Annotated in this window: 18 protein-coding genes; 13 read left to right on the top strand and 5 right to left on the bottom strand. The window is 58.5% G+C overall.

Features of this window, described 5'->3' with window-relative positions; all coding sequences use genetic code 11:
* The 4 genes from ACTH3D_RS09875 to ACTH3D_RS09860 all read right to left on the bottom strand — a co-directional run.
* Positions 1-321: transcription antitermination factor NusB (locus ACTH3D_RS09875; RefSeq protein ID WP_441666909.1), on the bottom strand; the 321-nt coding region annotated here is incomplete at its 3' end.
* A complete protein-coding gene (gene fmt, locus ACTH3D_RS09870) occupies positions 318-1,301 on the bottom strand; it encodes a methionyl-tRNA formyltransferase (protein WP_441666908.1) in 984 nt (327 codons plus the stop codon). The genes fmt and ACTH3D_RS09875, both read right to left, overlap by 4 nt.
* A gap of 159 nt (positions 1,302-1,460) precedes the next feature.
* A complete protein-coding gene (locus ACTH3D_RS09865) occupies positions 1,461-2,678 on the bottom strand; it encodes a DUF4236 domain-containing protein (RefSeq protein WP_441666907.1) in 1,218 nt (405 codons plus the stop codon).
* A 354-nt stretch (positions 2,679-3,032) separates the two neighbouring features.
* Positions 3,033-5,504 (bottom strand): TonB-dependent receptor plug domain-containing protein, encoded by a 2,472-nt coding sequence (locus tag ACTH3D_RS09860; RefSeq protein WP_441666906.1) that lies wholly within the window; start codon positions 5,502-5,504, stop codon positions 3,033-3,035.
* A gap of 197 nt (positions 5,505-5,701) precedes the next feature.
* Between ACTH3D_RS09860 and ACTH3D_RS09855 the strand changes: the two genes are divergently transcribed.
* The 3 genes from ACTH3D_RS09855 to ACTH3D_RS09845 all read left to right on the top strand — a co-directional run bounded on the left by ACTH3D_RS09855 (position 5,702) and on the right by ACTH3D_RS09845 (position 7,211).
* Positions 5,702-6,037: a hypothetical protein gene (locus ACTH3D_RS09855; protein ID WP_441666905.1), complete on the top strand. Its 336-nt coding sequence runs from the start codon at positions 5,702-5,704 to the stop codon at positions 6,035-6,037.
* Positions 5,995-6,189, top strand: a complete 195-nt coding sequence (locus tag ACTH3D_RS09850; protein WP_441666904.1) for a YjbH domain-containing protein — start codon at positions 5,995-5,997, stop codon at positions 6,187-6,189. The genes ACTH3D_RS09855 and ACTH3D_RS09850 overlap by 43 nt, the downstream gene beginning before the upstream one ends.
* 71 nt (positions 6,190-6,260) lie before the next feature.
* Positions 6,261-7,211: a tetratricopeptide repeat protein gene (locus ACTH3D_RS09845; RefSeq protein ID WP_441666903.1), complete on the top strand. Its 951-nt coding sequence runs from the start codon at positions 6,261-6,263 to the stop codon at positions 7,209-7,211.
* A gap of 153 nt (positions 7,212-7,364) precedes the next feature.
* On the opposite strand, the gene ACTH3D_RS09840 is transcribed toward ACTH3D_RS09845, so the two are convergent.
* Positions 7,365-8,534, bottom strand: coding sequence for a MalY/PatB family protein (locus ACTH3D_RS09840; protein ID WP_441666901.1), 1,170 nt, complete (start codon positions 8,532-8,534; stop codon positions 7,365-7,367).
* Positions 8,535-8,651: 117 nt separating this feature from the next.
* Between ACTH3D_RS09840 and ACTH3D_RS09835 the strand changes: the two genes are divergently transcribed.
* From ACTH3D_RS09835 to ACTH3D_RS09790, 10 genes are all read left to right on the top strand, one after another.
* Positions 8,652-9,086: a hypothetical protein gene (locus ACTH3D_RS09835; RefSeq protein ID WP_441666910.1), complete on the top strand. Its 435-nt coding sequence runs from the start codon at positions 8,652-8,654 to the stop codon at positions 9,084-9,086.
* Positions 9,087-9,131: 45 nt separating this feature from the next.
* A complete protein-coding gene (locus tag ACTH3D_RS09830) occupies positions 9,132-9,941 on the top strand; it encodes a hypothetical protein (RefSeq protein WP_441666900.1) in 810 nt (269 codons plus the stop codon).
* 200 nt (positions 9,942-10,141) lie between these two features.
* Complete coding sequence (locus tag ACTH3D_RS09825; RefSeq protein ID WP_441666899.1) at positions 10,142-10,546, top strand: acyl-CoA thioesterase; 405 nt, start codon at positions 10,142-10,144, stop codon at positions 10,544-10,546.
* Entirely contained in the window at positions 10,546-11,016 is a 471-nt protein-coding gene (gene ybaK / locus ACTH3D_RS09820) for a Cys-tRNA(Pro) deacylase (RefSeq protein ID WP_441666898.1), read from the top strand. The genes ACTH3D_RS09825 and ybaK overlap by 1 nt, the downstream gene beginning before the upstream one ends.
* A gap of 25 nt (positions 11,017-11,041) precedes the next feature.
* On the top strand, positions 11,042-11,362 hold the full coding sequence (locus ACTH3D_RS09815; protein ID WP_441666897.1) for a hypothetical protein: 321 nt from the start codon (positions 11,042-11,044) through the stop codon (positions 11,360-11,362).
* Positions 11,346-11,867 (top strand): DUF501 domain-containing protein, encoded by a 522-nt coding sequence (locus tag ACTH3D_RS09810; RefSeq protein ID WP_441666896.1) that lies wholly within the window; start codon positions 11,346-11,348, stop codon positions 11,865-11,867. Before ACTH3D_RS09815 ends, ACTH3D_RS09810 begins: the two co-directional genes overlap by 17 nt.
* Before the next feature lie 54 nt (positions 11,868-11,921).
* Positions 11,922-12,047 (top strand): hypothetical protein, encoded by a 126-nt coding sequence (locus tag ACTH3D_RS09805; protein WP_441666894.1) that lies wholly within the window; start codon positions 11,922-11,924, stop codon positions 12,045-12,047.
* Between the two features lie 281 nt (positions 12,048-12,328).
* The gene (locus ACTH3D_RS09800) at positions 12,329-12,880 is read left to right on the top strand and encodes a TIGR00730 family Rossman fold protein (RefSeq protein ID WP_441666893.1); all 552 of its coding nucleotides are present in this window, start codon (positions 12,329-12,331) and stop codon (positions 12,878-12,880) included.
* Between the two features lie 42 nt (positions 12,881-12,922).
* Positions 12,923-13,894 carry an NAD(P)H-quinone oxidoreductase gene (locus tag ACTH3D_RS09795; protein WP_441666892.1) on the top strand — a complete coding sequence of 324 codons (972 nt, stop codon included), beginning with the start codon at positions 12,923-12,925 and terminating at the stop codon, positions 13,892-13,894.
* Positions 13,895-13,928: 34 nt separating this feature from the next.
* A complete protein-coding gene (locus ACTH3D_RS09790) occupies positions 13,929-14,312 on the top strand; it encodes a DUF6311 domain-containing protein (protein WP_441666891.1) in 384 nt (127 codons plus the stop codon).
* Positions 14,313-14,324: the final 12 nt, after the last annotated feature.

Below are 14,324 nucleotides of genomic sequence, written 5' to 3'. Positions count from 1 at the left end.
GATACCCACCAGCAACAACGCATGAACATCGGCATCCCGTGCCTTAAACGGACGTTCTAGCAGCTGGGCGCCCAGCACCTCAAGCCGCGGCAGCGCCCGGCAAGTGCCGTAACACAGCTCTTTCAGCAGCCCGCGGTCGCGCGCCACCACTTGGTGGTCGTCCAGCTGGCTGAGCGAGCCCTTGCCAATAAGTACCGGCGCGAGAGCACGCGCCGCCGCGGCGCGAACCGCGGTGCCAGGGCTACCTTTAGCAGCACTGTTCTTCCCAGACGCATTCCCGGGCGCCTTTCCAGACGGCTTTGATGAACTGTTGCGACTCATGAAGCACTCTCCAACTGGCCTAAACGAATTCCCGGCGCCAGGCGCTCGGCTCTTGCCAGCAGCAGATCATGCACTGACATGGCTTTGCCGCCAGGCAACTGCGCCTGGCTGACACTCAATACCTGATCGCCTGCCTCGCCACAGGTAATGCGCAGGGCGGACTCATGGTGGGCCAGCAATGTGCCCGGCGCACTGGGTGACTCACCGTCTTCCAAGCGGCCAACACTGGCCATCAGCAGTCGTAACCGGTCATCGCCCAGCACACACCAGGCCACCGGCCAGGGATTGAACGCGCGAATGCGGGCGGCCAGCTGCGAAGCATCCTGGCGAAAGTCCAACTCGGCCTCAGCCTTAGACAGCTTGGCCGCGTAGGTCACACCCTGTTCGGGTTGAGGCGTGGCAATAACGCTTCCATCAGCCACGGCTTCCAGAGTTTCAAGCAGCGCCTCGCCACCAAGAAGAGCCAAGCGGTCATGCAGCTCACCGCCGGTGGTGGTGTCAGTGATTGGCGTACGTTCTACCCGCAACATATCGCCGGTATCAAGGCCTTCATCCATCTGCATGATGGTCACGCCGCTCTCACTGTCACCGGCTTCAATGGCCCGCTGAAGCGGGGCCGCACCGCGCCAGCGCGGCAATAACGAAGCATGCACGTTGATGCAGCCCAGCCGCGGCGTCTCAAGAATCGCACGCGGCAGAATCAGCCCATAGGCCACTACCACCATCAGGTCGGCATCCAGTGCGGCCAGCGTCTGCTGTGCATCGTCATCTCTTAAGCTAAGCGGCTGATACACCGGGATATCGTGCTGCATGGCCAGGCGCTTTACCGGGCCGGGCATCAGTTTTCGCCCTCGCCCGGCGGGACGGTCCGGCTGGGTATACACGGCAACCACCCGATGACGGCTACCTAACAACGCCGTCAGGTTAATGGCGGCGAAGTCGGGTGTACCGGCGAAAATCACGCGTAAGGGTCGGGACATGGGTCAATGGCCTAGCAGGGAGTGTATGAGCCGCAAGCGGAATGCCCCCATGATAACGAAGCAGCAGCCGCAGGGCATCAAGAGGGCATCAAGACCGACACGCGAGTTCAACTTCGCGCGCCGGCCAAAGGGTAAAACCACAGGCTATGGCTCTACTGGCTATATCAGCTTGAACGGCTCGATATCTCGGAAGATGCCAGTTTTGGTCATATCCCGGCGCAGCGTGAAGGCGTCCATGGCGACCACCGGGTCAACCAGCTCCAGCCTGTCAAAATGAACCTTGCTCCACTGCTCACGGGTAACTTTTACACTGAACAGGTACTGGTCGCGCTCGCCACCCGTGGCAGGGTCCGCCACCTGACGGTAGCCCGACACCCGCGCCTCCTGCACCGTCGGCAGCCGAGCAAAGACCGCGCCCAGCACGCGAAACGCCACGCCATGCACATAGTCACGGTAGAGTTTACGCTGACGGGTCGCACTCAGCCGACGCGGAGAAAGCCTAACCTGTTTCGCGGGCATCACCCAGAAGTACTCCGGCATTTCCTCCTCACCAGGCAGTTCGATATCGACAGCAATCGTTCGAACGTCGTTGCCAAGATCAAAATCAACAACCGTTTCCCGCGGCCAGTCGATTTCCTTCAGCCTTTCACACAGCGTCGCTTCCATGGCGTCAGCATCATGCAGTACGCCTTCATCCTCGCGCTGGTAGCGTGCGAACTCCGCCGCATCATACTTGGCCTTACGGGTTTCCCAGTCACGATACGCCTGGTCGAATTCGGCCTGGCGATGACGGTTCTGCTGCGCCACACGGCGCCGGGCCGGCGGCCAAAGAGCATGCCACCAGGCCAACGGCTGGGGCTGTGGGCGTGATGGCGGTGCCTGGCTGAACTCACGGGCAACGTAGCCACGGCTTTCCGGGCAGGGCGTTTCTACATGCAACCGACCCAAACGGCTGATCTGCTCACTGTGCTGCTCGCAAAAGCGACTCAGGTGCTCGCGCAGAGGCTCCCTGGCATGACGGCGAAGCGCCTGCGCCTGATCATCGCTCAGCGGCGTTCCGTCAGCGTGGAAAAAGTGGATATCGCCGCGTTTATCGACCTCAAGCTCGACCGATACCGGCTCACCCTGGGCCAAGGCTGCGTCAAAGGCGTGGGCAAAGTCACTGCCGGAACCAGACGCCCCGAGCGGCCCCACGGAGCTGAGTTTCTGCCGATAGGCCAAGCCCGTGCCAGGCACACCAGCATGGCCGTGCACACCACTAGGCCCAACGCTGAGGCTAGCCCCTCTCGGCCCAATCGAGAAGCCAAGCCCCCGCTTGCTCAGGTTAAGCCGGACGCCCGGCGCCAGCGTAATACGACGCTGGAAGCGAAACCCCACGGCAACTCTCCTTGGTGATAAGTCACTGGCATAAAGTACTTGTTACATGATGACGCATTTACACCGCAACGCCACTAAAGCAGGTTTAGCGACAACCCCAGCGCCGCTGCGCGACGGTGTCGCCTTGTGAACAAGGCTACGAAAACCAACACATGTCGCTGGGTGTAATGAGGTTTCGCCCTGGGTAGACATTATGGATTGACCTGCCCCTCTTCAACGTCGTGGGTTATGTTGAAGTAGGGCAACAACACAGAGCCAATATTAAAGGAGGCAGGTCATGAAACAGTCTAACGCAACTAACACTCCTAACACGCCAGGCTGCGGGTCGGGATTCCAGCGATTCAGCAAGGCTGGTCAGAATCGATACCCCACCTCCAGCCACAGCTGGCGCCCCAGGCTGAATAGCTGAACACCGTTTTCGGCGCTGACCACGTTTTCACTGTTGGTAACGTTGAGCACGTCGGCGCGTAGGTAAGGTGAGGCTTTGCTATCCAGCAGCCGAGCTTCCACGCTTAGGTCCCAGCGCAGGGTGTGGCCCTGGCGCTCCACTTCGTAGCGGTCCAGACCGGTCGCGCCGTCAGTTCCAGTGCGGTTCAGGTACTTGTAGCCGTCGGTAATGGCCAGGCCATTGGTGATCGTCACCAGCTCATTGAATAGCTGAGTGACCACATCGACGCCAGCGGTAATGGGAACCGCGTAGTCGTCAGCGGGCAGCTGGTTGCGCGCAATGCGCTTGCCCTTGTAGATAACGTCTTCATTGGGCTGCTGGGTGCCGTTATAGCCGCCGTTGGCATCATCAAACCTGGCGTCGGTTTCCTTGTCCATCCACGACAGGGCGGCGTTGATATGCCAGGTCGACTCACCCCAGGTCAGCGGGTCTGAGTGCCAGTAAAGATCAATCTGCTTAGTCTTACTGCTGCCGGTGTTGGCATACCAGCGCAGGTCGCTATCTGGGTCAACGCGTGTGCGGATCTGGTCTTCGCCCTGGCGCAGCACTGCCTGCAGTCCGGCTTCGCCACGCCAGACGGGGCCATAAACGCCAACGCTGAACTCGTCATCGTAGGGTGTATCAAGGTCGCGATACTGCCATTCGTCGTCCGGGTCGACGCTGACGAAGCCGGCATCAGGGTCTTTCGAGGCGCGGCGGCGAATGGACAGCAGCTCACGCTCTTTCTCACGCAGCCGATAACTCAGAAACGACTTACCGTAATAGCGGTTGGCACCCAGACGCAGCTGATAACGCTGCTCGCTATCCAGATGCATGCCAGCCATCAAACGCGGGGCGATGTTGGTATTGCCCAGCCAGTCGTCGCGCTCAATGCGCAGGCCGGGCCGCCAAAAAAACCGACCCTGCTCGCCGTCCAGCTCGGCAAACAGAGCTGCATTCAGGCTGTTGAAGCTGACGCTACCAGGACGGTAGCGGTATTCTTCATACAGATAATGATCACTGTAGGGCGTGTCGCTGTAGGTGTTGCCCACGGGGTTGTAAGTGCGCTCAGTAAACGACGAATCACGCTGTTGCTTGAAGTAGGTCCACTTCATCTCGCCGCCGTAGTTGAGCGTCTGGCTGGGGCTGAGCGGGGTGCTGACCTCCAGATCGCTACCCAGGCTACGCTGCTGATTGGTCAGATCACCCAGGCCACCAATGATTGCGCCCTGGTACAGGTTTCTGCCCTTGTAGTTATTGAGATCGTCACGTTGCGACTCACGCTGGTTGCGGCTGATACCCAGATTGGTGTTGAGCTTGAGGCGGCTATCGCCGATGTCGTCAGCAAAGTTGACGCTTAACGTCATACCGTCACTGTTGCTCTTATAGTCCGAGTCCAGGTAGTTGATCAGGAAACTGTCGTCGGAGTAATCGCTGTAGGCCAGGGTGGCGCTCAGGTCATAGTCAGTTTCCAGGGCGTCGGCACGCAAGGTAGCGTAGCGCGAGTGGCTGTCCAGCGAGCGATTGCCGGTGGCCTTGAACGCCTTGCCAGTCTCGATCAGCTGCTCTAGGTCCATGGCCACCAGCTGCTTTTGCGAAATGCGGGAGCGCTTTTCACTGACGCCGGCGAACAGCCCCACATCGCCAACGCGAGTGGCTCCCGACACCGCGGCCTGGGATTTCTTGAAATCGGGCTGATACTCACCCGGCGTACCGGTAGGGTACTGCCCAGCGCCGTCCTCAAACTCGTCGCGCTGGTCTTTATCTACATGAAACTGTGTCCAGTTATCAGCGGTGCGCCGATAGCTGATCTCGAAGGCGTCTTCCCCTTCATAGCGCCGCGTCTCGGCTTTCACCACGCCGCCGACAAAGCCACCCTCACTGGCCCGCGCGTTGATATCGATGACTTCCAGCGAGTCCAGAAAGCCCGGATCAACAAACAACCCCTGGGAGTGCCCCTCTAATTGGGTTCGCGACGGCGTCTGGCTGCTGGCTGGCTGCTTGTTACCCGGGTCCAACAGGCTGTCGATACTGGCCCCGTCCAGCGTCAGCTTGTTCTGGTAGGGCGCGGCACCACGAATAGAAAACTCTGACGGTTTAATATCGCCCTGCTGCAGGCTTGAGCTGGCCGAATCCACCACCCGAACCGAGGGAATGATGCTGAGTGCTTCAGCCAGGTCGCTGCGTGCCATACCGCTCAGCGCTTGGCCCGTCAGGCGCTGCACGCCCGGCACCACACGAGTAGCGTAAACCACCAAGTCAGGTAGCCGGTCGTCATTCACTTCACTACTGCTGTCTTCACCATCGCCTCCACTGGCGGTGTCGTTGCCATCGTCGCTAACGGCGCTGGTATCAATAGCGCTGCTTTCAATAGCAAAAGCGGTTGGGGCAATGAGCACTATGCTACTGAGCAGGAATCTAAGAAGCAGAGATTTGGACATGGCTAGCAAAGGAACCAGCAGAAATTAATTTAAATCGTGGCATGGCGTATGAAAACGCGAACAGCATAGCACGGCGCTTGCCGACACACCGTAACAGGAGCAGCACTCCGCCAGTCAACTAAAGTCTGTCAACTACAGCTAAACCAGCAACAGACGTGGCAGTGCTCAGATTGGTGCTGACTCCGGAGCCGGACTCGCACTGGCACAGTAAATCGCGGATGTCGCCAGTGAGCTGGATCGACAGCCGCCGAGAGCCTCAAGGAGAAACGCTGTATCAGGCCCTGTCCCAGCGCTTTAACTGGAACTTTGGCCCACGCCTCGACCAAAACTTCGGTGGCCCGGATGACTACCTGTTCCGCTTGATCGCGGCACTGGACGGTGAGCTAGCCTGGACCGTCTGGGATAGCTTGGACGACTACCAGTACATTGCTGACTCGAACTGCCCCGAATGCATACCTATATCGGCGACTACCTGTCTGAGTCGAGCCTGAGCATCGAGAACCTGCAGTACACCCGCACCGGTAAGCTGGGCGATAACTGGTATGCCATGGGCTACGGCGGCCTGCTGGAAATGATGTATGTCGGCGCTGGCGGCGAGCTGCTCTACCGCCCCCCCCCACAACGCCGTGCTCACCCGCCCTAAGCCCCCTTGAAATTCTCTGCCGCTGCCCGCATCTAGAGTGCAAACTCATTGCGACTAAAGGCCTTCAGTTCATGGCAATTATTGATCCCCGCACCGGCCAGCCAATTGCCGATGCGAGCCCCCAGGCAGGCGCAGCTACTGCGCCGACGACAGATCCCCAGAACCCAGAGCAGGCACCCGACCCGGTGGTTGAGGCCAATACCAGCAATATTCAGCAGTTGCTGGATATGTCGATGCAGGTGCCAGTGATTCTTGACTGCTGGGCGCCCTGGTGCGAACCCTGCAAGAACCTGATGCCGGTGATGGAAAAGTTGGCCCGTGAGTACAACGGGGCCTTTATTCTTGCCAAGCTCAATATCGACGAAAACCCGGAAATTGCTGAGCAGCTGGGCGTGCGCTCAGTGCCGGACGTCAAGCTCATCAGCCAGGGCGGGCTGGTCGACCAGTTCCAGGGCGCGCTGCCCGAAAAGCAGATTCGCGAGTGGTTGAGCAAGTACTTCCCCGCTCCCGCCGAAGCCCCGCTAAGCCCCGAGGAAGAAGCCGCCGCAGCCTTTGAGGCCGGCGATACGGCCACTGCACTGACCATTTACCAGGAGCTGGTATCACAGTGGCCCGACCATCACGACTATCAGGTAGAACTGGCCCGGGTGCTGGCAGCAGCTAAGCAGGCCGACGATGCCCTGGCAGTACTCGACAACCTACCGCCAGAAGTGCGTGATGCCGCCCCCGCCCGTGGCGTGCGCGCCAGCATCGAATTTGCCGACGAAGCACCATCTGCCGAACAGATTGAAGCACTGGGCGAGCGCGATGACAGCGAAGCCTGTTATCAGCGAGCAATGCGCCAGGTCGCCGACGGCCAGTACGAAGACGGCCTTGAAGCCCTGCTGACGCTGATGAAGCAGGACCGTGCTTACCAAGACGATATAGCGCGCAAGACGCTGCTACGGGTATTCGATGCCCTCGGCGCGGACCATCCCTTGACCGTCAGCTACCGCCGCAAGCTGTTCGCGTTGTTGTACTAAGACAGCAGCCATCGCGGCCTAAAGGTCGCTCCTACGAGGGTCAGCGCATCCGTTTATAAACAACGAGATGCAATGGTTTTCGTAGGCGCCTTGTTCACAAGGCGATACCGCCGCGCAGCGGTGGTTGGGTTGGCGGTTATGGCAAAAATCGTCTTAAGCTAGCACGCTATCCATCCGTACCAATGCAGCTTCGAGTTGGCTGGGTGTGGTGCCGAAGTTCAGCCGCACAAAGCCGGGCCAGCCGAAGTCGGCGCCGTCTGACAGTGCCACTCCTGCCAGCTTCAATAGTTGTTGCTGAGGAGATTTCTGGCCTTCCATGGCGGGAGAGTCTCGCAGGTCGAGCCAGGCCAGATAGGTGGATTCGGCAGGTGCCATGCGTACACCTGGCCAACGGGCAACACGCTCAATAAGGCTCGCGCGGTTGGCACGCAGGGTCGCTAACAATTCTTGGCGCCAGGGCTCGCCGTGGCGATAAGCGGCTTCGGCAGACACCAGCCCCAGTACGTTGCCGTCCGGTTGTAGGCCTTTGGCTACGTCGGTAAAGCGCTGCCGCAGGTTGGTATCGGAGATCACCGCACAAGCTGCTGTCAGTCCCGCCACGTTAAATGTCTTAGAAGGTGCCCACAGTGTAATAGTGCGCTCGGCCAGGTCAGGAAACAGCGCTGCCCAAGGGCGGTGAGAGGCACCTTCTTCCAGCATCAGGTCGGCGTGCAGTTCATCTGATACCACGATCAGGTCGTGACGGCGCACCAGTTCGGCAAGCCCGGCCAGCTCGTCATGGCTCCATACCCGCCCGGTGGGATTGTGCGGATGGCACCACAGCAGCAGCCGGGTACGTGGGGTGATCGCCGCTTCTAGGGCATCAAGATCCAGGCTCCAGCGCCCGCCATCTTCCTGTGGTGGCCGCAAGGCGGCACGCTGGGTGACGCGCCCGGTGCGCTCGGCTACCTGCAAAAACGGCGGATAGATGGGCGTTACCGTCAGCACGCCATCGCCCGGCTCGGTCAGCGCCAGGCTGGCCAGGTGCAGCGCCGGCACCACTCCCGGTAACCATAACTGCCAGTCCGGCTGGATCGGCCAGTCATAGTGAGTTTCACTCCAGGCGCACATGACCTCGCGCAGGGAGTCTCTGACCTGACCATAGCCGAATACCCCATGGGCCACTCGCGCCTGAAGTGCTTCGATAACCTCGGGCGGCGAGGCGAAATCCATGTCGGCGATCCACAGCGGCAACACATCATCGGCGTAACGGTGCCACTTGAACGACGACCAGTCATTTTTTGGGTGGCGACGATCAATCGGCGTGGCAAAATCATAGCGCATAGCGTTGCGGTTCCTGTTCTTGAAAAAAGCTGTCCTTGAAAAAAGCTGTTCTTGAGTAAAGCGACAAAAAACAACAAAAGGTGGTTCACTGATGACAGAGGTTACATGACTAATACCATGCCGCAGAACGGTTTTTATGCCAAGGTACGCCGTGGCCTGCCTGCCACCCTCGCCCGTTGGCTTGCCTTGGGGCGTGGCGATGCCGATCAGCTCGCACTGATACTGGCCGAAACGGCCAGAGTCGCTGGCCTCGGCCAACCCGAGTCAACACCTGACGGAGCGACCCTGACACGCTGGAGCCAGGGCAGCGATGATGTCCCGCTGTGGGCAGCCAGAACAGCGGTATTCCTATTGATTCAGATGCCCGCTCACCCCCAACCTCTCAGCGATGATGAAGCCTGCAGCTGGGCTTACTGCTGGCTGCGCAACCGCCATCATGCCAGTTTGGATAAGGCGCAACAGGCGTTACCTGTGCATTTGCGCGAATCATCCATACTACTGGCCGCTATGAGCGACGCTTGGCAAGATCATCAGGGGCTGCGCTTAGTATAAGAATGGTTAGTACAAGAACGATGAGTATAAAAAAAGGAATTGAAGATGGATGTTCCGCTAAGTATCCAGTTAATCAAGCTGGCTGTTTCCATTGGCATGGTACTGGGCCTAGCGATGATTGCCGAGCGGTTGAGCGCTCGCATGGCTGGGCTATTGGCGGGCTACCCATTAGGCACCGCGCTGGCACTGTTCTTTATTGGGCTGGAAATTTCGCCCGCTTTTGCCACGGAAAGTGCCGTGTATACGCTGGCTGGCTTCACGGCCACCTTGGCGCTGTGCGGCGGCTATTTACTGGGTGCCCGCCGCGATGGTTGGCTGGGCGTACTCAGCGGAACAGCAGCGGGCCTAGTGGCCTGGCTGGCGGCTAGCTTAGTGCTGGCACAAATTCCATTCACGCGCCTCAGCGGCACGCTGACAACTCTCGTCGCCATTATTGTTTTCACTTATCTTTATCGCCGCTTGCCTAATGTGAGCACCGGCGCCCGAGGGCATTTTTCATGGCTTGCTATGGCACTGCGCGCAGGCCTTGCCGCCACAACCATTTTGGTGATTACCGGCCTAGCCCATGTCTTGCCGCCCGCTTGGACGGGTGTCATGGCGGCCTTCCCCTTCACCATGTTCCCCCTGCTACTGATTGTGCACCTCACGCATGGCCGAGCGCCGGTAGTCACAATCATCAAGCACTACCCCGCTGGGCTAGGCGCATTGTTAAGCTACACCCTGTGTGTCTCACTGACCTACCCAGCATTAGGCTTAGCGCTGGGCACGTTAAGCGGCTTTGCCGTGGCCACGCTGTGGTTGCTGGGTTGGATGCGTGTTCAGCAGTGGTGGCATGACCGATCTGCTGCAAGCTGATCATGCGTATTACATCATGCGCTAATCCATCCGCCACGCTATCCGTTACATCATCTGTTACACCATCCGCTTGACCAACGGCTTGGTTTAAGCAATGTTGGAACCTACGGTGTCAGAGCGGTCATTTTCATTTAGCGCAATCATTTGGCGCAACGCATCACGATACCGTCAACTCAAGACTCTGCCCTCAAGGACATGCCATGTTTGTTCGCACTGTTGAGCCTGCCTTCTATGACACTGATGCGCTGGGCCATATCAACAACACCCGCTTGCCAGCTTGGTTCGAACTAGCCCGCAACGATCTGTTCAAGCTATTCACACCAGACCTAGACACTAAAAAATGGCGCTTGATGCTGGCTCGCATTGACGTGGAATACCGTGCCGAGCTGTTTTACGGCCACGATGTCGAGATTCGCACTTACCTTTCTCGGCTGGGCAACAGTTCCTTTACGGTGACCCAAGAGGCGCACCAAAACGGCGTAATGGCGGGCATTGGCAACGCTATCATGATCTATTACGACCATCAGGAGAAACGCTCGATACCCATTGAGGGTGAGCTGCGTGACACCTTAACAGCGCATTTACGCGACGAGCCATCCGCCTGATGACTCCCGCCATTAAAGCGCTTGAGAAAGCGCGTATCACGTTTGAGATTCGCCAGTACGAACACGACGACAGCAGTACAAGCTATGGCGAAGAAGCCGCAAGAGTACTTGAGCTTTCGCCCGCGCAAGTGTTCAAAACGCTACTGGCCAAACTCGATGACGGCAGATTGGCCGTGGCGATTGTGCCGGTGTCCGGGCAGCTCGACCTCAAGGCGCTGGCACGTGCCGCCGGTACCCGAAAGGCCAGCATGGCCAACCCGGATGAAGCACAGCGAGCCACCGGCTACGTGCTGGGCGGCATCAGCCCGCTGGGGCAGAAAAAGCGCCTGCCGACCTTCATCGACAGCAGCGCCCAGTCGCAAGATACAATACACGTCAGCGCCGGGCGACGCGGCCTGGAAGTCAGCCTCAGCCCTGCGGATCTGGCCGGATTACTGAGTGCCCGCTACGCCGCGCTGTCTAGGACATGAGGCCACCCATCAAGGAGCGCTGTATATGACGGTCGACCTTCGCTATGACATCTGGCTCGACCCTGACAATACGCCGCTGCACCAGGCGGTAGAGCAAGATCTGGAGCGTTTTTTCATGGAACGCTTCGCTGACTACCCGCACATCCGCTTGTTTGGCGCCGACCCCTACGACTATGATGCCCCGTTCAATCGCCTCTATCTGGCGCTGATGGCGCGTGGTGAAGAGTACTGCGCACGCCATTGGCAGTATGCAGCCACACCCGGCCAGCTGCACCGTTGCTTTTTTAGCGCCGTGGGCCATTCCAACAAGTTTTTGCGAGACCCCGACGATGGTGATTCGACCTGAAACAATGCCTGACGAGCGCCAGCTCGCCATTATCGCCCAGCAGCTGGGGCGCGCCCCGCGTGGCATTGAGGCACTGGCCGCCACCGATGGTGAGGGCACTCCACTGGTGTTACGCATGGCGCCGATCATCGACGGTAAACCCTTCCCCACCCTTTACTGGCTGAGTTCTGACCTGCTGAAAGTCGTGATTTCACGCATTGAAGCCAGTGGCGTGATCAAGGAACTGGAAGACCGCCTGCAACACGACAGCGACTTTCTGGCCGCTTATCATCGCAGTCACGACGACTATGTGGCGGCGCGCTGGCGCTATATGACTGAAGTCCAACGGGCTGAGATCGAACGTCTCGGGTATACTGAGCCCTTACGAACCCGCGGCATCGGCGGCATTGCCAATCGCAACCAGGTGCGCTGCCTGCATACCCAATATGCTCATCACCTGTGCGGTAACAACATTATCGGCCAGTGGCTCGATGAACATTATGGCGTTGCTGACTGCTTGCCCTGAACCCGGTGCAGGGTTCAAAGCCCCTCCCCCACACCTTACAAAGGAGTCACATCCATGTTCTGGGATGCGTCAGTTATCGCAAGCATTGTTCTGGTCGCCCTGATGGTTGGTGGCACAGTCTATGGTGTTATTTTTGTGCGCAAAGCCATGAAGCGCGACGCCGAAAAATACGACGGATAATGGCAACAACAGCAAGACCACTAGGGGCACCAAACGGTGCCCCTGGTGGTTTAAAAGCCAAGGCTTTTCGTAAGAGCCTTGTTTACAAGGCGACACCGGCGCGCAGCGGCGGTGAAGTTGGTGCCCATGGTAAAATCAGCGGCGTTGCCCGGGCGCCTACGGCGCCATCGCGGCCTGAAGGCCGTTCCTACGAAGGTCAAAACATCCCTTTATAAACAACGAGATGCGTTTTTTTCGCAAACATCAATACAACCATCAAGCAATAACAGGAGAGCATCATCATGGCTGCCATTTGTGTTTACCTGGGCTCGCGCGCGGGGAATCTACCGGCCTACCAACAGGCTGCTGTCCGGCTTGGTGAGCTGATTGGCCAGCGCGGACATAGTCTGGTGTACGGCGGTGCGCGCATCGGGCTAATGGGCGAGCTGGCCAATAGCGTGATGGCCAATGGCGGCGAAGTGACTGGTGTTATGCCCGACCATCTGGTGGAACGCGAACAGGCTCACCTGGAACTCGACGAGCTGATCCGGGTCAGTAACATGCACGAGCGTAAAGCCTGCATGGCGGAGCGCAGTGATGCCTTCATTGCGCTGCCGGGCGGCATCGGCACTCTGGAAGAGCTGTTTGAGACCTGGACGTGGCGCTACCTGGGGCTTCACCACAAGCCGCTGGGGCTGCTGGACACCGAAGGTTTCTATCAGCCACTGATGACGTTTCTCGATAGCACTGTCGCGGCTGGTTTTGTGGCTGGAGAGACGCGCGCCCAGCTGCTTGATGCGGCCACGCCCGAGGCCATGATCGAGCTGATTGAAGCACGGCTGGCGGGCTGCTGATCTGTTTTCAGCATTTATTTTACAGCGCAAGAGGACATCAGAATGCATGCCATCACTCACGATCAGGCCACCATGCACTGGACCGAGGTCGCTGATCTTCCCGCACCGGGGCCTGGCGAAGTCAAGCTTCGAGTGGCCTGGGCGGGCGTCAACCGCGCCGATCTGGCCCAGCTAGCCGGTAAGTATCCACCGCCGCCCGGCGCCTCTGAAACGCTGGGGCTGGAGGTCAGCGGCACGGTGACTGAGATTGGTGCGGACGTGCAGGATATTGACGTTGACCAACAGGTCTGTGCGCTACTAGCAGGTGGTGGCTATGCCGAACAGGTAGTCGTTGATGTACGCCAACTGCTACCCATACCCGACGGGCTCAGCTTGCGCGACGCGGCGGCGCTACCCGAGGTGTTCGCCACGGCTTGGCTAAACCTGTATATGGAAGCCGCCATGCAGCCAGGCGAGCGGGCACTAATTCATGCCGGTGCCAGCGGCGTGGGCAGTGCCGCCATTCAGCTATGCCGCGCCTTCGGCAACCCCTGCTTTGTCACCGTAGGTAGCCAGAAAAAGCGCGACGCCTGTGAAGCCCTAGGCGCCGCTGCCAGCTGGAATCGCCACGACGGTGACTTCATTGATGCGGTCAAAGACTGGGGGGGTGCTGACGTGATTCTCGACCCGGTGGGCGCCAGCTACCTTGCTGCCAATCAGAAGGTATTGAACCCGGATGGCCGCATGGTGGTGATCGCCATGCTAGGCGGTAATCGCGCTGAATTGGACTACGGCCGCCTGCTAATGAAGCGCCAGCGATTGATCGGTTCAACACTGCGGGCACGCCCACCAGAGCAGAAAGGGCATATTCTCACGCAGCTACGGGAAAGAGTGTGGCCGAAACTGGCTCAAGGTAAAATTAAGCCACTAATCCACAAGAGCTGGCCGATCACCCAAGCCGCCGAAGCTCATGACTACCTAAAAACCGACGCCAACATAGGCAAGTTACTGCTAGCGGTTAGCAAGGAAAAGTAAGCAACCATAAAATTTAGGTTCATAAAATATACTTATGACAGCTTCATCTATTTCATCAACGAACCGCTACCATTATCTCACTATTGCTATGGCCAGTTTACTGGGTGCTGGCTTCGCTTACTATTTATACGGCAATATGCTGTCTCCAAGTGAGGTAGGCTGGCTGTTAAATGAAGGCGACAGCTTTCAGCATTATATTGGCTGGCACTTCTTCCGTCGCGAAGCATGGAGCTGGCCACTCGGCTCACTCATCACGCTGGCCAATGACATTAACACCAGCATTGTCTTTACTGACTCTATTCCTCTCCTCGCATTACCTCTAAAAATTTTTCATGCGTGGCTACCAGATCCTTTTCAATATCTCGGACTAGCACTGTTAAGTGGCTATTCAAAATTTATCGTGCGCTCAGACCCGTAGCCGTCGAGTAGG

The sequence above is a fragment of the Halomonas sp. genome, from assembly GCF_052095765.1.
Lineage (GTDB): Bacteria > Pseudomonadota > Gammaproteobacteria > Pseudomonadales > Halomonadaceae > Halomonas.
Note: the sequence above shows the minus strand (reverse complement) of the source record. Positions and strands in the feature narration are given on the sequence as shown.